This is a genomic window from Pararhizobium sp. LjRoot238, assembly GCF_964252955.1.
Lineage (GTDB): Bacteria > Pseudomonadota > Alphaproteobacteria > Rhizobiales > Rhizobiaceae > Pararhizobium.
The window spans coordinates 129,706-149,985 of sequence record NZ_CAXUPP020000004.1; the positions used below are offsets into that span (position 1 = coordinate 129,706).

Consider the following 20,280-nt stretch of genomic DNA (forward strand, 5'->3'; position numbering starts at 1 on the left):
CGGATATTTCTGGAGCCACGACCACGGTTCAAGGGGTTGTGGCATTGGTCGAATATCAGGAGCGAAACTGCCATTGCTTCGCAAGGCTACGCCGCATCAGCCGACCTCGCTGCCGTCACCGTCGAGGCGTTGTATGACGAACTAAGGGCTTTCGAAGGGAACGCGTTGGCAAAAAGCCAATAAGCCATTGATACTGATCAGCCTCCGTAGCGTGTTGCCCGATCAAGCATTCGACGGTCACTGAACAAACGAAAATTCGTACCGTTCGGCCTGTCTCAACAGGAGAAATTTCATGACGTCGATTTCGCAATCACCGGACGCCATGTGCACGAGATCAAAGCGGTGCTTCAATCCGTGGGAATCAACGAAGGAACCGAGTACGATGCACTGCCGTTCAACCCCGCAAGCCGCGCAAGTGGCCATCGACTCTGCTCCTGATCGAGGCATTGGCCCGCATTTTCCTGCAGACGCCGGACACTGCCCCTTCACACGAGCATGCACTACATCACAAGCAGCGGTTCCGATATTGTAAAGATCGCGCCACCACCGGCCTGCCATTTCCTGCCCCTCTTGATGGACCTACCGCGCCCGCGCCTATGTCGAAGCAGCCTGCTCGACCACTAGCAGCGCCGAGTCCGGCTTCGGTATCGGCTGGTCCTGCGCATCCGCGATCTGCCCTCGAAGCGCCTCTACGTGTTTCGATCCCTTAGGGACATCCAAAGACCTGCGCAAGCTGGTCGGTGGCAAAATTCGCGACGAACTGTTCATTGCAAACTGGCCTGACCTGTTCCGTTGTGCCGCCACCATGGCGGCCGGCAAGATCAGGACGAGCCGGTTGCTCCGCAAGCTTGCCTCCTACCCCCGCCAGAATGATCTGGCGGCTGCGTTGCGCGAGGTCGGTCGCATCGAGCGCACGCTGTTCATTATCGAATGGATTCTCGACACGGACATGCAGCGCCGCGCCCAGATCGGCCTCAACAAGGGCGAGGCCCACCATGCGCTCAAGAATGCGCTTCGCATCGGTCGCCAAGGTGAAATCCGTGATCGCACCACAGAAGGCCAGCACTATCGGATCGCCGGGCTCAACCTGGTTTCGGCGGTCATCATCTACTGGAATACCGTTCATCTCGGCCGGGCAGTCGTAGAGCGACGGAACGAAGGACTTGATGTGCCGCCCGAACTTCTGGCGCGCATACGGGTTTCTTTAGCTAGGCCGATTGATACGCTCCTTGTCCTCGTGAATTGGCCGCATGCCGAACAATTATCTTCACCGGCACATCCGGTATCTTTTGCGGTATATTAGAGAAGGCAGGCGTGAGGAGGACGAGATCGTGCTGGCAATTCTTATTGGCACATACTGTCCCGTCGCCGGCCGGAGGAACCAACATGCAGCCGATCAAAACCCCGAAGCAGGATGGCGACTACGACGACCGATTTCTCGATTGTCAGGAAGCGATTGAGAACAAGATCCAACAGGTCATGGAAGAAGCAATCCACGCCGGATGGACGCGTGAAGAGGCGGCAGCGGCACTCGTCGAAGTCGCGGATTTGGTGATGGAACTGGCGATCGAAAATAGGAAGGACGCGTGAAGGACGCATCGTTCGGAAAGAAGCGCGGTCGCGGATCGCAAATGGCGCTGCTGCGATCACCTTGCGGTCGACGATTGGGATGGGCGATCCGCCTCGAGAAAGTTGCTAGGCTGATTGTCAGGCTCCGGCAGAATATAATTTGATATTTGCTAATATTATCAGGAAAGCGCACTGTTGCGTTTCTGGCAGCTATTCAATACGGGCGCTGTCGCTTTGGGGGTTATTCCCCCTGCCCCAACACATAGGGAGGACGTGATGTCTTCCGCATTTAGACAACTTCGCGACCACGACTATAGGGATACGGCCTTTCGAACCGTGGCCGTGTTTAGCCTCGCCTTCATCTTGTATGTGGTGCTTGAGGGATGGCTATGGTGAAAATTCCGACCTTGAGAGCCGCATCTACCACAAACCGCGGGAGCCTCGTATTGCGGCGAATTCTCAAACGCGCAAACTATTCCACGTCAGATATGCGGGCCTCTGAGGGACGAACTGGTCCAGAAGAGGTTGCAATCATTCGTAGAGTCCTTGCGGGCTCTATCGCTTCACAGAACTATCCACAAACGGTGCGACGCCGGAAACACGAAGACGCAACTGCGCTAGCGTCTTGGGAGAACGAAGGCGGCGCAGTAAAGCTGCCTTGAGAGTGTTCCCGGTTATGGCGAGTTTCTCGGAGCGCTTGAAGCTGTCAACGCGCGGCACGAGTCTCAGCATCTCGGGCCAAGTCAACGCGACCTCGTTTGAGACGGCCGCATGGAAACCACTACGATCATGATGACACGGACGACACACCGAACCATTCATTTCAACGCGCCGGCATCGCTGGATGGCCTCGATGTTCCGCTGGCGCCTGGCGACTATGAAGTAAACGAGGACGAAGAATTGATTGAGGGTCTTTCCTGGCTCGCCTATCGCCGTGTCGCTACCTTCATCACCATACCGGCGACGCCGGAAAACGGCCAGGTCTCTTGCATGTTTCCGGTCGATGCCGAGGCGCTCGAAGAGATGCTGCGGCGTGATGGCATGGGCGAGGGACGATAGTTAGAAAGGCAGGTGGGGCATGGCCCGTCACAAATTTGCAGTCGGCGCAGAGGTTCGGCTCCTAAGCCGAGCTGGGCTCTCCCCAGTCGCGGCCGAGACGTACCGGGTAATAACACTTCTCCCGGTAATGGATCTTTCTCCGCAATATCGTCTTCGCAACGACGAGCTCGGGCAAGAGCGGGTATCCAAGGAGGACAATTTGAGCTGGGTCCCAACCGCCGCCACCGAGCCAAGTTATGAAGGATAAAGCCTCGAAATTCGGCACGCTGCGGATAATTCGCCCTGACAAGATGGTGGCCGCGCTGGCGGTTTATCTTCTCAACACGCAGTAACGGTGCCTTGTCAACTGTCCGCATCCGCCATTTGACGAGCTACTCTTACGATCGGCTCGTAAGCCTCTCGCCGCACCGCCTGATGCTGCGGCCTAGGGAAAGCCGCGATGTGCGCGTGAAGACGAGCAGCATCGAGACATCACCTTCTGCAACATTGACATGGGCCAGCGACGTTTTCGGCAATGCTGTGGCGACCGCTTCGTTTTTCCAACTCACCGACCGCTTGATAGTCACAAGCGACTGCGAAGTCGAGCTCAATGCCGCGCCCTGGCCAATCTTCACGATCGCGCCCTCTGCAACTTCCTATCCCTTCCTGCATTCGGCGGACGAATGGCAGGATCTCGGCACGCTAACCGTGCCGAGCTATGCGGATCCAAACCGTCGCCTGCAGAGATGGGCATCCGCCTTTGTCGCCGGGCCCGGAACAGACACACTGTCGCTGCTCAAGGATTTGAGCGTTGGCATCACCGGATGGATCGCATACCAGAGCAGGGACGAGGAAGGCACGCTGGCGCCTCTCCAAACGATCGATCGCGGCTGGGGAACCTGCCGCGATTTCGCAGTGCTCTTTGTCGATGCGGCGCGAAGCCTTGGTTTCGGTGCGAGATTAGTCTCCGGATACCTCTACAGTCCTGACACAGAGCAAGCGGCTTCGATTTCGTCCGGGTCCACCCATGCTTGGGCGGAGGTCTATGTGCCGGGGGCGGGCTGGATCACCTTCGATCCGACGAACCGAAGCGTCGGCGGCTTCAATCTAATTCCCGTGGCAGTTGCCCGCGATATAGCACAGGTCGTACCCGTGTCAGGTAGCTTTGTCGGTATGCCTGGTTCTTTCAACGGAATGCGGGTCGATGTCTCGGTTTCGAGCGCGCTTGCAGACACGTCGGCGTAGCCGCCGCCGACAGCCTCCTTCCTCGGAGGCTCGGTGATGATAATCCCGACCAGCGGGGTGATAATCGAGGCGGCGTTCCTCCCTTCGCCAACGGATGCTGAGAGTGCTCATCTAGAATTGGGACGTGCTCTCAGGCTTGCCGTCGGGACATGTTGTCGACGACAGATAATACGGGCTAATCTCGCCTTGTGGCGGGCGAAATGCCCTCCCCAAAACGCCAGATAGGGCGACAAGTAGTAGAGAGACAACTAGGCGGGGTGACATGGTGCATTATACTTGAAATGGATGCGACCAAAGACCGCGCAGCCGTTGGACAGGTTAATCAGCTTTGACAAGAAACCGCCCCAGAGCCTTTCGCAGGGTCTCTGCAGCGACACGATTGATCGCAATCTCGATTGGGCCATGTTCACATTGCAGGCTAAGCAAGCCAATCAAAGGGACTGCATGAAGGGTGATGACATCGCTTTCGTAGAGCTTGTTCCGCTCGGGCATGACAATCTCCAGTCCCAAATGCTGACTTTAACACAGTCGGAGTTGTCGCGGTAAAGAACATCAGTAACCGCGAAGCGAATCATGGCCCCAAGGAACAAATTACCCCTCCTGATATTCTAGTGCGAAAGGAGGATATGATGAAAATCGACCGCGACACCACCGTGGCGCACTATGCCTGGACGATTAAGGCGAGTGGCCGTCAAGACATCCACAAGGTCACCACGTTGGACGAACTGGAGGACGTTCTTCGCGCATTGGAACTTCCGGGGATAGCTCCACCCCATTGGGTAGTAATGAGTACCCACGGAGACGAAATCGCCGGGCACGGCCGTTACGTTCACAACGAAGGCAGCAAGGACGAGTGGTCGCTGACATGGACGACGGTGAATGATGCGCCGGAGGCCGGGTAGCGTGCATATTGCGCATAAAGTCCGATGGTCGGTAGCGATAAGGGTGATTATCGCTACCGACGCCAGCGCGACGCGAAGAGGAGGCAGCATGAATACGGAACATGTGATCTACTCCGCATTGGGCGTCTTCTTTCTGTTTCGCGCCGTGACTGGTTTCCTCGCCCAGAGGGTCCGCATGGGTTTGACGGCTTGATTAATTCTTTTGCTCGTTGTGTCGGCCTATGCGCAAATCCGAGGCCTCTGAGCAACGATCGGGAAGGGCCTGAGGGCCAAGCGGAAAAGCAGGCTGAGCATGCCGACGCCCAACCACAATGCCGAGGAGTAAAGTACGTGCTCTCATTGTCGCTCAGCCGCTTTGATGGCGCGGGGGCGGGCGCGGTATCTACTCGCGAAGCAGTTCTTTTCGCCAAGCCATCTCATCGATCTTGTCCTGCTTGGTCGGCTTCATTTCGGAAGTGCATCGGCGATTGCTAAAGACGCCATATGCGATCGCAGAACCGATGACAGTGGTTCCAACGAGCAGTGCAAACATCCAGGTAGCGTAATCCATGTCATACCTCCTTGGAGGCCATAACTGATGATGGGCGGGGAAAGTTCCTGTCTCGCCTTGTCCGATCGTGCGCTGAAGGTCAGCGATGGATGGCCGGGACCGGCACGGATCGCTCCCCTCGCAAATCTGTCCGACTGCACCATATCTCTCTTAACGAGGGAATGTGGACTATGGAAAACCTTCAGCAATTCGCTTCTAGCTCCAACGGCGATCGGTGGTACCTCGGCACGGACGAGGCAACCCGGAGAACGTTCGTGCTTCACAGGGCGAACGACTCATCCGGGGGGCATGAAACGCGAACCGACGTTCAGGCTTTTCTGAATGCGGGGTCGATGAGCCCCGAGCGCCAAGCGTTGATCACACTTCTCGGCGTTGGCAACGACAAGGACGATCCAGAGCAGGAGAGCTACTCGCCCTTGTCGTAAGAGGACTTCCGAACTGGCCAACTTGTTTTGAACATAATGGCCACCTATATACCGGTCATCGGCATTGCTACTTGAGCGTCCCACCCAAATTCGCGGAAGCTCGCAATGACCGGATATCGCTTAAGACTTTTGACCACGGATGTACTGGCACTGGTGTAGAAGCGATAATGAGGAAGGTCGGTGCGGTTTCGCCCCGGCCTTTTTTGTTGTCACCTCGCTGCTCCGCGGAACTGTCGTGAAATCAGCGTTCCCCACCCTCAGCGCCGGGTATTCGATCACAGGAGATCCGGGCGCCGTAACTGATTTGCCTTCGATGGATTGCACTCTGTTTCTGTGCCTTGATAGGAGCGGGAACATGCAAAGCATCAAGGAATGGTTGGAATCTAGAATTCCGGAACTTGTCAGATTCCAGAAACATCGCGAACAAAAGGCCGATCTTCAACTTGAAGCGAAAGCACTTTGGCTGAAGGCAGAAGCTGCCGGTTATTCCGTTGCTGAACTGAAAGAGGCATGCAACGGAGATGTTGAGCAGTATTTGCTTGATATGCAAAACATCAGCGCCAGCGCCAAAACCGCGACGTGATGGCATCTTGTCAGGCAGATCGGTTGGCGACAGTACGGAGCTGCGCTGGAAGCGTCGATAGTCCGCTCGTTTCTGGTTGCGCCGATACGATGCCGTTACCCCGTCTTGAAGCGGCACAAAACAACGTTTCAACCGTTTTGCTTTTCGAAAGGCTTGGTGACGCAAATGAAGATTCGGGCAATCCTTGGGCTTTCGCTGGCCACTGCCGTTTCAAACGTGGGCCCGGCACAGGCTTTCCCATCCATAGACGGAAGGGGGTTTGCCGATGAGATCGTGGTAGAGAATGGCTACACACTAGATCTGCCTCTCAATATCCAGTCATTTCGAGATAGCCCCGGCCGCCATGCGTGCCTTCGAAGCGGATCGGTCCTTCCCAATAGGGCGTCCGCGTTGCCATCCAGGCCCGTGGATTTAGCGCACTCGTCGTCACATCCAACCCAAGAGATGGCAGCTCGATACGCCATACGATAGGGATCTTGCGCCCGGCGACATCGGCCGTTTCGAGCGGTATTACCTTGAGTTCTCCCGGAGCCAGCGCCGCCGGCTTTCCATCCGCTGAAATCCAGGTAGCGGACGTGTAGCCTTGGCCGCTGTCGCGCAGTCGAAAACCCATCAACTTTTCGCCGGATTCAAAATGCAGCGAGAACCAGTCCCAACCTGTTTGATCCGCCGCAAGCGGCTGTGACGACCATTCCCGATCCAACCATGCCTGACCGGTAACAGCGATTTCCCCTTCGGGAAGCGCGAGCATACCGTCGACGGTGTAGAATGGCTGCGAGTAATAATAGCTGGCTTGCCCCGCGGCAGACTTCACCGAATATCCGCCCTGTCCCTGGGCCACGATCGGACCTCTAGCCTGAAGCTGGAGGTCATAGCGGAAGTCCTTGCCCGAGGCGTGAAGCACGGCTTCGGATAGCTCGTCGACGTTACCGGGGGAAGCCGGTGAAAGGCGCTGCATCCGCCAGTCGTCGATCCATGCCTCGAAAGGTGCGGCAGTGACGCCAGCCTGTCCGGTTCCGCCGCGGGAAAGGCGCTCGGCAAAGTAATGCTTTTCCGGCGTCGTCACCGCCGCATGCCCCATCCAGACCTGCGGGCTCGACCAGCCGTTCTTCTCGCCGGGCACAAGGCCCGAGCGGAAAAGCGTCCACTGCACGCCATATTTGGTGCCGTCAGCCGCCTCGAGGTTGGCGGTCAGATACCACCACTCGATGCGGTAGTCAGGATGCGGCCCATGATCGACCGGGAAGCTGAACGAGATACCTGGCCGGGGAAGCGTGAAACCTTCCGCCGTCGTGCCGAGGCCGGCAAATCCTTGCGCCTTGACCGGGCTTCGCAAGGCGACACCGCTCAGCATGAGAGCGATGGCGCAGAGGCATAAAAGCCAAGGCTTAGCGTTCATTGGCAAACACCTTAAGAAGGTCGGAGGGCGCAATCGCAGCCAGCCGCCGCAGCGGGATTAGCGCCGAAAGCAGGGCGGCAGCAAGCGCCAGCGCGCCGAGGCGCAGCCAGTCCGCGGGGAACAGATAAATCGGCAGCCGCCATCCGAATGCCTCGACATTGACGATAGCAAGCAGAATCCAGGCGAGGCCAAGACCGACTGGCAGTGCCGCGACCAGGGTGATGACGGCAAGAACCATCGTTCTCGCCAGTTCGAGGAGAACCAGATGTCGTCGTGTCAACCCCATCGCCCAGATCGGTGCAAGCTGCGGCAACCGCATGCCCGAAAGTGTCATCAGGCTTGCGAACATCGCCAGACCCGCGACGCCGAGCGTTAGCACATTCAACGTGGCGGTTACGGCAAACGTCTGCTCGAAGATCTGCAGCGACCGCCGCTTCAGGCTCGCCTGATCGACGAGATTTTGGGGCGGAAGATCGAACGCGTTGCGAAGCTCAATGGCGAGACCCGCCGCTTCCGGCGGCGACAGACGCAGACCATATCGAAGCCGCGACACATCCGGATAATGCGCTATCAGCGCATCGATACCGACGATCACTTGTCCCGTCGGATTGCCGTAATCGGAATAGACGCCTGCTAACAGAGTGTCCCAGTCTCCGGGCAGAAGGAGCCTGTCGCCGACAACGAGGTTGTCGCGGCGTGCTAGCTGTTCGTTGACCAGCGCGGCCTCGCCGCGCGCAACCCGATCCCAGACGTCGGGGAGCGCCTCAAGCAGTGGCCAGTTGTCACGATAGGTCGAATGATCCGCCATGCCGTAGATTTCCGCCGGTTGCTGGTTGACCACGCCATTCACGCTCCAGATCGGCAGCACCGCGTCCACCTTGGGGCGGAGCCACTGGCGCAGCGCCTGCGCCTCAATCTCGCTACGCGCGGTCACATAAAGCTCGGCGGCCAGCCGCTGATCCAGCCAGCCGGTGAAGGTCAGGCGGAAGCTCGATACCATCGTGCCCACGCCGACATTGGCCGAGAGAGCCAGGAGCAGCGCCATCAGAGCCAGCGAAAGACCTGGAAGCTGCTGGCGTGTATCGGCCCAGAACCATTGCGCGACGGGCCTGGATGCCCATCGCTGCATCAGAGCCAGGAAGAGCGCGAGGACCACAGGCAGCAGCAGCGCAGCCCCCAGCAGCAAACCGCCAAGAACGGAAAACCCCACGACCAGCCCTGACCCCCACAGGCCGAGCCCGATCGTCGTCGCAAACAGGCCAAGAGCAGCAAATGCCTGGAACCGCAGTGCGGTTTCCGAGGCGCGCGCCCAGGCGCGCGGCTGCGCCGGCGCCAGCAACGGCATACGCCACACCCGCCAAAGGCTTTGCGCAGCGGAAACGAGCGTGCCGAACACGGCGATCCCCAGACCTGTCACCCACCATTGCGGACGCAGCGTGAGCGTGCCGGGTACGCTTGCACCATAAAGTCCCTGCAGGGTGGCCGCGACGCCCGGAAGGAGGAACGAGGCCACAAGATAGCCGATCGCCACGCCGACGATGCCGGCCACCAGCGCAAGCATGATGAGTTCGGCCAGAAGAAGACCGGTCAGAGCGCGCGCCGATAATCCTAGCGAACGAAGTGTGCGGAAGGTCGGACGGCGCTGTTCGAAGGCAAGGCCGATTGCGGAATAGACGATGAAGAGGCCGACGGCGAAGGCAAGAAAGCCAAATGCGGTCAGGTTCAGATGGAAACTGTCTGTTAGCCTTGCCAGATCGCCTTGCGCATCTGGTTTCTTCAGCACCAGTTTAGGCGCGATTGCCGCAAGTGACGTGCGGTCTTCCGGCTGGTCCGGGGAGAGGATCAGCCGGCTGATCTGCCGGGGCTTTTCGAGAAGTCTCTGCGCAATCCCGATGTCTGTTATGGCGGTGCCAGGCAGTATATTGGCCGCAGTGCGTATTGGCGGCAGTTGTTGACCCGACAACTGCCGCGCGGTTTCGGGCGAAACGTAGATGAGCCCCGGCGGCATGATGAACTGAAGCAGACCGTCGCCGCTTCCGAGATCGACCTGCTGCGCTTCAACCGGCAGGCTCAGCGGTTCGATGCCGATCACGTGCAACCGGGTTGCGCCGACACGTAGCTGTCCCTCGATGACGGGTGACACCAGCCACCCTGCCCGACGGAGTTCGACAAAAACGTGCTGCGGGATCACTCCGCCGTCCGCGTGCACCAGTTGCTCCAGCCGGTCCTTGCCGAGAATTGAAGCGGCGCGATCATAGCTAGCACGGGCTTCGGCATTGATCGCCTGAACCCCGGACCACAGCGCCGTCGCCAGCGACAGGCCCATCAGCAGCATGACCAGCTGCATCGGTCGGCGCCGCCAATGGGACAGCAAAGCAGACATGGCGGCGCGCCACATCACGCAATCCGTCCGGAGCGAAGGTGTACGCGGGCATCCAGTCGTTCGGCAAGCCGCATGGAATGCGTAACCATCAGCAGGGCTGCCCCGGTCTCGGTCACCAGCGACAGCATTAGCGCCAGAACTGCATCGCCGGTCGTTTCGTCCAGATTGCCGGTTGGCTCGTCGGCCAATACAAGTTTTGGCCGTGCGGCCAGCGTCCGCCCGATCGCTACGCGCTGCTGCTGACCGACGGATAGCTGTTCCGGATAGCGCATCAACAGGGCACCTAGCCCAAGCCGTTCCGTCAGTTCCGTTTGCCACACGGGATCGTACCGACCGGCAAGACGCGTATGAAAGGCAAGGTTCGCGGCAACATCCAGCGACGGGATCAGGTTGAACTGCTGAAACACCAGCCCGACCACGGAACGGCGGAGGGCTGCGCGTCCGACATCCCCGAGCCGCGAAATCTCCTGCCCGGCGATCTCAATCCGGCCGGAATCGGGTTGATCAAGGCCCGCGGCAAGGTGCAGGAGCGTGCTCTTTCCGCTGCCGGACTCGCCTGTCAGCGCAAGGCTTCTTCCGGTCTCCAGCGAAAGGTTGACGTCGTGCAGAACCTCAAGCGGACCTTCTGCAGTCTGGTAGGATTTTGAAACACTTTGCAGCACGAGGATCATGGAGCTCCTATCGTTGCCCGATCACACGCAATTCCGTCATCGATACAGGTCGAAACTCTGAGAAGCCATGACCATAAGGAAAACCACGCGCCGATTGCTTCAGCATAAAACGAGGACGCGGCCAAGGACATTATGGGCTCGAGATACCGTTGAAGGGGGCCGACAAGCTCCTAAATTGATGTGAAACCGTGCGGCCGCTTATAGGAGACGCCGTTCCGGTTGGGAGACTCACGACGGGAATCGAACTGGACCACCGACCAGCGGCGTAACGAACCTGATTTCATGCAGTCATTGATGCATCGCAGTGATGCTGGTCAGGGTGAGGAGCGTGGTTTGAGGTTATTCCGTCGTGATGTCTTCGGGCCACATCTGGGCGCCGTGCAAGACGCGAAGTACACGAACTCGATCTTTTCGATTGGTCCTGACACCATCACGCTTGTGCCCCTGGGGGTGAGATTGGCGATAAACCGTGGCCCACGGAAATCATGGCGCCTTGACCTTCCCTATCGGACCGATTGAGTAGCATCCGATCCACAGTCATTGACCGACCCTTCGCGCTCATGCAGTATTCTCTCATGATCAAAGGCGTCCTGCTGGATATCTCCGGCGTGCTTTGTGATGGCTACGCGGCGATGCCTGGGGCCGTCGAGTCAATGTCGCACCTGCGCGCTGCCGAAATCTCTATCAGGTTCCTGACAAACACAACGCGACAATCCAAACGGCAGCTTATTCATCAACTCCAGTCCTTCGGCATCAGCGCGGCTCCGGACGAGGTGTTCACACCCGTTGCGGCCGCCCGTGCCTGGCTGGATAAGAACGGTTACGCGCCGCATTTGCTGGTCCATCCCGACCTTGAGGAAGACTTCGCCGATTGCCGCACTGAAGGACCGGTTGCGATCGTCCTCGGCGATGCGGCTCAGCGTTTTACCTATGACAATATGAACGTGGCCTTCCGCGAACTGCAGAATGGTGCACCATTTCTAGCACTTGCCCGCAACCGGGTGTTCCGCGATATTGACGGGCATCTCAGTCTGGACGCAGGCCCCTTCGTCGAGGCGCTCGAATATGCCAGTGGCACGAAGGCGAGGCTTTTCGGCAAGCCGTCGCCGGAATTCTTCCTCGCGGCTGTGGCGAGCACTGGTTGCGATCCGGCCGATGTCGCCATGGTTGGCGACGATGCGGAGAACGATGTCGCCGGCGCACTTTCTGCGGGTGTCGGAAAGGGCATTCTCGTTCGGACCGGGAAATATCGCTGCGGCGACGAGATGTCGTTTTGCATTTAATCGTAAGATTCTGCCCACAACAGTTTCAACAAGATAGCGTGGCACGATCCCAAATGCCGGAAGCTTGCGGGTTGGCGAGACGCGGTTTGATTTCGGCCCCGGAAGCAGGGTTCCGGGAGATCGGGAACTGGCGAGTTTCAGGGCTCGCACCGGTATGGTGTTTCAGCACTTCAATCTATTTCCGCACATGAGCGTGCTGCAGAATGTGATGGAGGCGCCGGTCCAGGTGAAGAGGATGAGCCGAGCCGATGCGGAGCGCATCGCCCGCGAGCAGCTTGCCAAGGTCGGTCTTGCTGATCGCGCCCATCAAAAGCCGGAGACGCTGTCTGGAGGGCAAAAGCAGCGAGTTGCGATAGCGCTGGCGATGCAGCCGGATGTCATGCTGTTCGACGAAGCTACCTCGGCGCTCGATCCGGAACTCGTCGGTGAGGTTCTCGGCACGATGAAAGCACTGGCGGCGGAGGGCATGACGATGGTCATCGTCACGCACGAGATAGCCTTCGCGCGGGATGTGGCCAGCCGGGTCATCTTCATGCGCGACGGAGCGATCGTCGAGGAAGGGCCGGCGCGTCAGATCATCGATACACCCCAGAAGGACGATACTCGCGCTTTCCTGTCGCATTTTCACCGAGGGGCCGAGGCCAACTAACGAATACGCAATCAAGCATGGTTTTTGAGCGGCCGCCCGGCCGCGCTGCAGAACCGTGTCCAGTCGAATGGAGACAGACATGATACTCAAGGGCGGCTTTACCAATTACGGCCAGGACATCGGCATCCTGATGCTGGATACCACGTTTCCACGGCCCGCCGGCGATATCGGCAATGCACGTTCCTTCGATTTCCCGGTTCGCTACAAGATCGTTAAAGGCGCCGTGACCAGCAAGATCATGGGCGATGCACCGGATGTGGATCTGATCGCGCCGTTCATCGAAGCGGCCCGTGAGCTTGAGGCGGAGGGCGTGAAGGCCATCACCACGAGTTGCGGCTTTCTTGCGCCATTCCAGAAGGATATCGCTGCGGCGGTCAATATACCGGTTTTCACCTCGGCGCTACTTCAGGCTCCGGTCATTCACACCATGTTGCCTTCCGGCAAGGTGATCGGTGTGTTCACGGAACGCGCGCATCATCTCAACGACCGGCATTTCAACGGCGTCGGCTGGTCGATGAGGACGATCCCCACCCAGATACAGGGCATGAAACCCGATGCCCAATTCCCTGCGACCTATATCGGCGGACGGGCGGAGCTCGATACCGATATCCTGAAGGAGGAGATGCTGGAAATGACGCGGGAATTCATGGCCACATGCCCGAACCCGGGCGCGATCCTGTTCGAATGCACCAACATGTGCCTGTTCTCGTCATTCGTCGCGGAAGAGTCCGGTCTTCCTGTGTTCGATATCAATACACTGATCAACACGTTCTACGGCGCAGCCAATCCCCGCCGGTATCTCTGAAGAACCGAAGGGGCTGACACATGCGTATCGTCGTCATCGGCGCGGGTATCGTGGGAGCAAGCTGCGCGCTTGAACTCCTGCGGGACGGCCACGAAGTTACGGTCATCGAGCCCGCTGAAGCAGGAGGGCCGCAGGCCGCCAGCTACGGGCACGGCAGCTGGATCAGTCCGGCGTCCGTGGTACCCATGTCCATGCCCGGCCTATGGCGACAGGTGCCGGGATATCTGCTGAACCCCAACGGTCCGCTGGTCATCCGGTGGCGGTATATCTTCAAGCTAATGCCCTGGCTGGTCCGGTTCCTGCGCGCGGGATCGACCGTCTCCAAGGTGGAGGCAACGGCATCCGCCCTGGCATTGCTGCTGGGTGACGCCCCCCAACGTCATCAGGCGCTTGCCGCAGAGATCGGGCGGCCGGATCTCGTTCGCCGGGAGGGGCTTCTCTACGCCTATGCGGATCGCAAGGCACTCGAGGCCGATGCCCTCGGGTAGAAGCTCCGGCGGATGACGGGGGTCTCCTGGCGGGAACTCGACAGTGCAGAGCTTGCGGAACGGGAGCCCCGGCTGGCGAAACGATATGGACTGGGCCTTCTGGTGGAAGACGGCGCCCATTGCATCGATCCGGGGTCGTATGTCGCCCGGATCATGAGGGTCGCCATCGATCGCGGCGCCGACCTTTCACGGGCAAGAGCGACCGGGTTCGTATTCGAAAAGGGACGTCTGATCGCCGTGAAGACCAATGTTTCGCAGATTTCCTGCGACCGTGTCGTCATCGCTGCAGATATCTGGTCGAAGGCGCTCGCCCGCATATGTGGCGACGCGATACCGCTCGAGTCAGAGCGGGGGGGTACCATGGCGAGATCATCGCGCCGGAGGTTGGCCCCGTTCATCCGGTCATGCCCGCAGACGGCAGAATGGCCAATACGCCGACAGCGAGGGGACTTCGGCTCTCCGGTCAGGTCGAGCTGGCGACGGTCGACGCCCCGCCGGACTGGCGCCGGGTGGATGTCTTGATGGAGCATGCCAAAGGCACTTATTCCGGCCTCGCCGGATCACCTGCGCAGAAAATGGAGCGATGGATGGGGCACCGTCCATCGACACCGGACGGGTTGCCAGTGATCGGGCCGTCGTCACGCTTTCCTGATGTCATCTATGCCTTCGGTCAAGGGCATGTTGGCTTCGCGTCGGGGCCAGTCACAGGCCGTATCGTCGCCGACCAGATTTCCGGTCGGGCGACGAACATCAATATCGGCGTTTTTTCGCCCCGCAGATTCCGTTGGAAGGGACAGACATCATGAAGGTTGGATTGGCAGGATTCGGCGCGTCGGGCAGAACGGTTGCGGCGGCACTGGTTGCAAATGCAATACCGGGGGTCCGACTGGCTGCCATTTCCGCGCGAAACCTGGAGAAGGCGCGCGCTCATGCCGAGACGCTGGGGGTTGCAGATCTCGTGATGCCACTTGGCGAGCTTGCGGATCATTGCGACGTCGTCGTGGAGGCTGCCACCGGCGCGGCCCTGCCCGAGATCGTGGACGCGGCTCTTGCGCGGGGACGGGATCTGATCTGCGTCAGCGCCGGCGGTTTCCTGAACGTCCCGAACTTGGAGCAGATTGCAGCGGAGCATGGAGCAAGGATGCAGATCGCCTCCGGCGCCATGCCCGGCCTCGACATATTGCGTAGCGCGGTCGAGGGGACGGTGCACAGCGTCCACCTCAAGGCACGCGTCAAGCCCGAATCCCTCGCCAACGAACCATTCGTGCTCGAGCAGGGCTTTGACTTCAGGACGAGCCGTCCGACCGAGGCAATTCGCGTCTTCAAAGGTTCGGCGACCGCTGCCGCCAAGCATTTTCCGCGGCATCTGAATGTGGCGGTTTCGATAAGCCTTGCCGGGATCGGTTTCGAACGGACCGAGATCGAACTCTGGATGGATCCCGACATTCCCGGCGCCATCCATCTTCTCAAGATCGAGGGTGACGAGATCGGCCTGACGATGGAAAGCCGGAACCTGCCGTCGTCCAATCCCAAAACGTCCCGGATCGTGGCGCCAAGCATTCTTGCGGCGCTGCGCTCCCGGGTGGCCACCATTCGCGTCGGGTCCTGACGTCAGGGCAGCGCAGGCCGCGACCTCCCATAAATCCAAATTTTCGAACAATCATGAAGGAAAACAAGCCATGCGCGGTGCAGACGTTCTCGTGGAAATGCTCATAGGCTACGGCGTCGAAGTGATCTTTGGCGTGCCGGGCGACACAAATGTTCCGCTCTACGAAGCGCTGCAGGTGAATGAAGACAAGATCCGCCACGTGATGGCACGCGACGAGCGCTCGGCCGGTTACATGGCGGATGCCTATGGCCGGTTCACAAGCAAGCCGGGTGTTTTCGAGTGCCCGTCGGGCGCTGGCGCCATGTATTCCCTGCCGCCCGTGGCGGAGTCCAATTCGTCGTCGGTGCCGGTCATCCTGCTGACCATCGATATCCCACTGCCGGGCGAAGGGCGGGGTGTTCTGACCGAACTCGATTGCGCCCGCCTGTTCGATCCGATCACCAAAATGTCCGTTCAGGTCAAATCGCCGGAAAAGCTGCCCGAGATCATCCGGCGCGCCTTCCGCATCGCCTGCTCGGGCAAGCCTGGTGCAGTGCATCTGCAGATCCCCGAAGACATGTTGCTGGCCGAGATAGATCCGACGCGCATCTCGACGCATGTGGAGACCGAATGCATGCAGTTCCCTGCCTATCCGACACTTCCGACCCAAGACAAGCTGGAAACGCTGCTCTCACTGCTGACGAGCAGCGCCAAGCCGCTGATCGTTTCGGGCGGCGGCGTCAACCGCTCGTGCACGGGTCCGCAGGTAACGGAGCTTGCAGAACGTCTCAACATTCCCGTCTGCACAACGATGACCGGTCAGGGCACGATGCCGGACGATCATCGCCTTGCCGTCGGAGTGATCGGCGACAACGGCTTTCATCCCCATGCCAACTGGGCACTGGAGCATGCCGACTTCGTGCTGTTCGTCGGTTCCAGGATGGGCTCGGTCGTCACGATCGGCTGGACGTTTCCGACGATTACGCTGAACAAGCGCGTCGCCCAGATCGACATTGATCCGGAGATCATGGCCAACAACTACGAAAATGTCCTCTCTGTTCCGGGAGATGCCAGGCTGGTGCTGGAGCAACTCATTGCCATGACCCCGGCAGATCGTGATTCCGGCAAGACCACCGCATGGGTCGACGAACTGAACGAATTGCGCGCGAATTTCTGGACGAATGCACAGGTCCTGCTCAATTCCGATGCGGCGCCGTTGCGCCCAGAGCGGGCCGTCCGTTGCTTCAATGAGGCTCTCGAGGCCTATGGCAAACCGGCACTGATCTACTCCGATGCCGGTACGCCGACACCGCACATGACCCGCTTCCTGAAGCTCAGCGATCGCCGAACCCGCATCGCCATCCCACGGGCCTTTGGTGGCCTTGGCTCTGCTCTGCCGGCCACGGTGGGCGCCTGGTTCGCCGACAAGAACAAGCGTCCTATCGGCATGTTCGGCGACGGTTCCTTCGGCATGTCCGTCGGCGAACTGGAGACGCTCGTGCGGTTGCAGATCCCGGCGGTGCTTCTTCTGTTCAACAACGGCACTTTCGGCTGGATCAAGGGGCTGCATCGCCTGCGTGGCCACAATCAATGCTTCGGCGTCGATTTCATGCCGCCAAAAGGACAGGCGATTGCCGAAGCCTTTGGCCTGATGGCGTGGACTGCGCGCGATGCCGGAGAACTGGATACGGCCCTGGCCGGTGCTTTCGCCTACAAGGACGGTCCCTGCATGATCGACATTCATGTGGAATCCATCGCGGATCGCGTGCCGCCGGTCTACTCCTGGCTTTCCAAGCGCGGAAAGGATCCGCTGAGCGTCGAGGCCGAGGAAGTCCGCTACTTCTAGGGTGGTTTCGAAATTTAGATCATAGGAACGGGCCTCAGTCGCAGGACCGGGTCAGTTCTCAGTGGAAATCAACAGCCCAACATCGATTGGACGCAGTTCTACATAAGTAAGTGCTACCGGAATGAGCAATGGAAATTTGGGCCGAGACGCTCGAAGAGTGAGGCACTTCGAGCGTCCGAAACTGAAGGGTCTCAGAGTCGGTCCGGAAAGTTATTCATTTTGAACAGAGCCTTCGCAGCATGAGGCGGATAGACGCCAGCTTGAGGAAGGCGAGCGCGTTGCGCGACAGATTTTCGAAATCCTTGGCCAGCCTGCGGCATCGACCCAGCCATGCGAACGTCCGTTCGACCACCCAGCGCCTCGGCAGAACCTCAAAACCCTTGGCGGTGTCGGAGCGCTTGACGATCGCGGTCGCAAGTCCTGGCATTGCCTTCTTTTGTCCCTTGGCGAAGACAGGCCCCTGATAGCCACCATCGGCGAACAGTTTCTTCAAGAACGGATAGCGCCCGAACAGCGTCTTCAGAACCAGCACGCCACCGTCGCGGTCCTGGATGTCGGCCGGATGAACCAGCGCATGCAGCAGAAGGCCTACCGTATCGACAAGGATATGGCGTTTCTTGCCTTTGATCTTTTTCCCCGCATCATACCCGCCCGGGTCAATGCAGCGCCCCCTTTTTCAGCGCCTTTGACGCTCTGGCTGTCCATGATTGCCGCCGTCGGACTGGCCTCGCGGCCCATCGCCTCACGGCATTTCACGTAGAGTTCCTCATGAATGCGGCCGAGCGTGCCGTCCCAGTTCCACAGGTCGAAATAGCTGAACAGCGTGCTCTTCGGCGGCAGGTCCTTCGGCACTGCCCGCCATTGGCAACCCGTGCTGAGAACATAAAGCAGGCCGTTGAGAACCTCCCGGACATCGACCTCACGCCTGCGACCGCCGTGCTTGGCAGGCGGAATCAAGGGTTCAGCCAGCGCCCATTCCGCATCCGTCAAATCGCTCGGATAGCGCAGACAATCTCGATTGTATTTCCCTCGGTTAGCCTTCGTCCACATCGCGTCCATGCCCTCATCGAATCAATTCAACTGCATGGAATCACAAACGATTCATATCATTCAACTTCTTTATGGACCGACACTCAGGCAGCGTGAACCGCAACGTGGCGCCAAGTCTTCTCGACATAGGCGATCAGGTCCTGAATAGTAACCAAAGGAAGTTGGTGCGTTTCGGCGAAGACTAGAAGCTCGGGTAGTCGGGCCATCGTCCCATCGTCATTGGCAACTTCGCAAATGACGCCCGATGCGGACTTGCCTGCGAGACGCGCAAAATCTACCGCGGCCTCCGTGTGACCAGGCCGGCCGCGAACGCCCGCAGGGTGCGCCCGCAACGGGAAAATATGGCCTGGGCGGGCGAAATCCGCCGACCGCGACCTGGGGTCCATCAACGCCCGAACAGTCGCGGCCCGATCGGCTGCGGAAATACCAGTAGTAGTTCCCGGCAGGTAATCGACCGAGACCGTGAAAGCCGTTTTGTGCAGTTCGGTGTTCCGCGGCACCATCAGCGGAATATCAAGCGCGTCGAGCCGCTCCCCTTCCATCGCCACGCAGATGAGCCCGCGAGCGTGTTTCATCATGAACGCGATCGTCTCGGGGGTTATGAAATCCGAGGCGACGATGATGTCGCCTTCGTTTTCCCGGTCCTCGTCGTCTACGACCACGATCATGCCTCCGCACGCCAGTGCCGCGATTGCGTCTTCAATTTTCGAGATTGCCATTTTCATTGCCTTTCAAGGGTTGCCGATATCGGCGTTATCAATCCCTTGGGCGAACAGGCCTACAGCCGCCCGGTGAGGAGCGGTTTGCAAGCATGCCCTCTTCCATCCGGACTGTAACCGTCGGCCCCGGCATCTCACCGGGTCTGCTGACCCTCCACCTTCGTGGAAGCGCTCGCGGGCTCCCGGATCGCTCCGGATACCGCCGGTGGGGATTTTCACCCCGCCCTGAGAACACACGTAAATAAGGAATTCCTCCGCTAAAATGCAAGAGGCCAGATTTGACCGGCCGCGTACCATTACCAGCAACAGAAACCGCCATCGACGAGAAGATCGACGCCGGTCACGAAACTCGCGGCCTCCGACAACAGGAAGACTGCGGGGCCGACCATCTCGTCGACATTTGCCATGCGCTGCATCGGCGTCTGTTCCTCGAACAGTTTCGTCTGATGCACCATTTCGGGGCGCGTGTTCATCGGCGTTGCCGTATAGCCGGGGCTGATCGTGTTCACGCGAATGCCGCGGCCGACCCATTCCATTGCCATGGATTTCGTCATGTGGATCACGCCGGCCTTCGAGGCGTTGTAGTGGCACTGGCTGAGGCCCCGGTTGACGATGACGCCGGACATGGAGGCGATGTTGACGATCGCCCCTCGCCCGGTCTTCAGCATGGAACGCGCTTCCGCCTGGCAGGAGAGGAAAACACCCTTCAGGTTGATGTCCATCATCGTCTGGAACTGGATTTCCTCCATCTCCTCCGCCGGATTGGCGTTGGCGATGCCGGCGGCATTGACGGCAAGCGTCAGCGCCCCAAGTTCCGCCTCGGTGCGTGCAACTGCTTCGTTGAGCGCCGCGCCGCTGGTCACGTCGGCGGCGATCTGGATGCTGCGGCGGCCTGCCCTGGCGATAAAATCGGCGGTCTTCGCAAGCCCATCATCGGTTCGGCGGTCGAGCAGCGCGACGTCCGCACCGCACTGCGCCAGCCCTATGGCGATGCGCTGCCCGATGCCGCTGCCTGCCCCCGTCACGAAAGCGATGTTTCCGGAGAGATCGAACAATTTCGGTGCATTCAGAGTGATTTCAGACATGA

The 20,280-nt window shown here is 59.4% G+C and carries 17 protein-coding genes, 4 pseudogenes and 1 riboswitch; of the genes and pseudogenes, 13 read left to right on the forward strand and 8 right to left on the reverse strand.

What is annotated here, in order from left to right:
- Positions 1–657 precede the first annotated feature (657 nt).
- The 4 genes and pseudogenes from ACSQ3F_RS26935 to ACSQ3F_RS26950 all read left to right on the forward strand — a co-directional run.
- Positions 658–1,303 (forward strand): annotated as a pseudogene (locus tag ACSQ3F_RS26935) (Tn3 family transposase); the annotation flags it as partial.
- 83 nt (positions 1,304–1,386) lie between these two features.
- Positions 1,387–1,590, forward strand: a complete 204-nt coding sequence (locus tag ACSQ3F_RS26940; RefSeq protein WP_436103242.1) for a hypothetical protein — start codon at positions 1,387–1,389, stop codon at positions 1,588–1,590.
- Positions 1,591–2,358: 768 nt separating this feature from the next.
- Positions 2,359–2,628, forward strand: coding sequence for a hypothetical protein (locus tag ACSQ3F_RS26945; RefSeq protein ID WP_436103367.1), 270 nt, complete (start codon positions 2,359–2,361; stop codon positions 2,626–2,628).
- Positions 2,629–2,967: 339 nt separating this feature from the next.
- Positions 2,968–3,852 (forward strand): transglutaminase family protein, encoded by an 885-nt coding sequence (locus ACSQ3F_RS26950; protein ID WP_436103243.1) that lies wholly within the window; start codon positions 2,968–2,970, stop codon positions 3,850–3,852.
- A gap of 318 nt (positions 3,853–4,170) precedes the next feature.
- Here the strand turns inward: ACSQ3F_RS26950 and ACSQ3F_RS26955 are convergent, their stop codons facing one another.
- On the reverse strand, positions 4,171–4,344 hold the full coding sequence (locus tag ACSQ3F_RS26955; protein ID WP_436103244.1) for a hypothetical protein: 174 nt from the start codon (positions 4,342–4,344) through the stop codon (positions 4,171–4,173).
- Between the two features lie 134 nt (positions 4,345–4,478).
- Here ACSQ3F_RS26955 and ACSQ3F_RS26960 point away from each other — a divergent pair, with 134 nt between their 5' ends.
- Positions 4,479–4,754, forward strand: coding sequence for a hypothetical protein (locus ACSQ3F_RS26960; RefSeq protein ID WP_436103245.1), 276 nt, complete (start codon positions 4,479–4,481; stop codon positions 4,752–4,754).
- Between the two features lie 382 nt (positions 4,755–5,136).
- Here the strand turns inward: ACSQ3F_RS26960 and ACSQ3F_RS26965 are convergent, their stop codons facing one another.
- Positions 5,137–5,304: a hypothetical protein gene (locus ACSQ3F_RS26965; protein ID WP_436083224.1), complete on the reverse strand. Its 168-nt coding sequence runs from the start codon at positions 5,302–5,304 to the stop codon at positions 5,137–5,139.
- A gap of 780 nt (positions 5,305–6,084) precedes the next feature.
- On the opposite strand from ACSQ3F_RS26965, the gene ACSQ3F_RS26970 reads away from it, so the two are divergent.
- Positions 6,085–6,312, forward strand: coding sequence for a hypothetical protein (locus tag ACSQ3F_RS26970; RefSeq protein WP_436103246.1), 228 nt, complete (start codon positions 6,085–6,087; stop codon positions 6,310–6,312).
- 307 nt (positions 6,313–6,619) lie between these two features.
- On the opposite strand, the gene ACSQ3F_RS26975 is transcribed toward ACSQ3F_RS26970, so the two are convergent.
- Genes ACSQ3F_RS26975 through ACSQ3F_RS26985 form a run of 3 tightly spaced genes read right to left on the reverse strand, consistent with a single transcriptional unit; the run spans position 6,620 to position 10,765 of the window.
- Complete coding sequence (locus ACSQ3F_RS26975; RefSeq protein WP_436103247.1) at positions 6,620–7,711, reverse strand: lipocalin-like domain-containing protein; 1,092 nt, start codon at positions 7,709–7,711, stop codon at positions 6,620–6,622.
- Entirely contained in the window at positions 7,701–10,109 is a 2,409-nt protein-coding gene (locus tag ACSQ3F_RS26980; RefSeq protein ID WP_436103248.1) for an ABC transporter permease, read from the reverse strand. The genes ACSQ3F_RS26975 and ACSQ3F_RS26980 overlap by 11 nt, the downstream gene beginning before the upstream one ends.
- Complete coding sequence (locus tag ACSQ3F_RS26985; protein WP_436103249.1) at positions 10,109–10,765, reverse strand: ABC transporter ATP-binding protein; 657 nt, start codon at positions 10,763–10,765, stop codon at positions 10,109–10,111. Before ACSQ3F_RS26985 ends, ACSQ3F_RS26980 begins: the two co-directional genes overlap by 1 nt.
- 575 nt (positions 10,766–11,340) lie before the next feature.
- Between ACSQ3F_RS26985 and ACSQ3F_RS26990 the strand changes: the two genes are divergently transcribed.
- The 7 genes and pseudogenes from ACSQ3F_RS26990 (at position 11,341) to ACSQ3F_RS27020 (ending at position 17,424) form a co-directional block, all read left to right on the forward strand.
- Positions 11,341–12,048, forward strand: a complete 708-nt coding sequence (locus ACSQ3F_RS26990; RefSeq protein WP_436103250.1) for a TIGR01458 family HAD-type hydrolase — start codon at positions 11,341–11,343, stop codon at positions 12,046–12,048.
- A 49-nt stretch (positions 12,049–12,097) separates the two neighbouring features.
- Positions 12,098–12,697 (forward strand): annotated as a pseudogene (locus tag ACSQ3F_RS26995) (amino acid ABC transporter ATP-binding protein); the annotation flags it as partial.
- 79 nt (positions 12,698–12,776) lie between these two features.
- Positions 12,777–13,502, forward strand: coding sequence for an aspartate/glutamate racemase family protein (locus ACSQ3F_RS27000; protein WP_436103251.1), 726 nt, complete (start codon positions 12,777–12,779; stop codon positions 13,500–13,502).
- Positions 13,503–13,522: 20 nt separating this feature from the next.
- Positions 13,523–14,512: pseudogene (locus tag ACSQ3F_RS27005) on the forward strand (NAD(P)/FAD-dependent oxidoreductase).
- Positions 14,413–14,796, forward strand: coding sequence for an NAD(P)/FAD-dependent oxidoreductase (locus ACSQ3F_RS27010; RefSeq protein ID WP_436103252.1), 384 nt, complete (start codon positions 14,413–14,415; stop codon positions 14,794–14,796). The pseudogene ACSQ3F_RS27005 and the gene ACSQ3F_RS27010 overlap by 100 nt, the downstream one beginning before the upstream one ends.
- A complete protein-coding gene (locus ACSQ3F_RS27015) occupies positions 14,793–15,599 on the forward strand; it encodes an aspartate dehydrogenase domain-containing protein (RefSeq protein WP_436103253.1) in 807 nt (268 codons plus the stop codon). The genes ACSQ3F_RS27010 and ACSQ3F_RS27015 overlap by 4 nt, the downstream gene beginning before the upstream one ends.
- 70 nt (positions 15,600–15,669) lie before the next feature.
- On the forward strand, positions 15,670–17,424 hold the full coding sequence (locus ACSQ3F_RS27020) for a thiamine pyrophosphate-binding protein (protein WP_436103254.1): 1,755 nt from the start codon (positions 15,670–15,672) through the stop codon (positions 17,422–17,424).
- Positions 17,425–17,638: 214 nt separating this feature from the next.
- Here ACSQ3F_RS27020 and ACSQ3F_RS27025 read toward each other — a convergent pair.
- The 3 genes and pseudogenes from ACSQ3F_RS27025 to ACSQ3F_RS27035 form a co-directional block, all read right to left on the reverse strand.
- Positions 17,639–18,483, reverse strand: a pseudogene (locus tag ACSQ3F_RS27025) (IS5 family transposase).
- Between the two features lie 74 nt (positions 18,484–18,557).
- Entirely contained in the window at positions 18,558–19,193 is a 636-nt protein-coding gene (ribB, locus tag ACSQ3F_RS27030; protein ID WP_436103255.1) for a 3,4-dihydroxy-2-butanone-4-phosphate synthase, read from the reverse strand.
- Positions 19,194–19,283: 90 nt separating this feature from the next.
- Positions 19,284–19,430: riboswitch (FMN riboswitch) on the reverse strand.
- A 59-nt stretch (positions 19,431–19,489) separates the two neighbouring features.
- Positions 19,490–20,278, reverse strand: coding sequence for an SDR family oxidoreductase (locus ACSQ3F_RS27035; protein WP_436103256.1), 789 nt, complete (start codon positions 20,276–20,278; stop codon positions 19,490–19,492).
- Positions 20,279–20,280 lie beyond the last annotated feature (2 nt).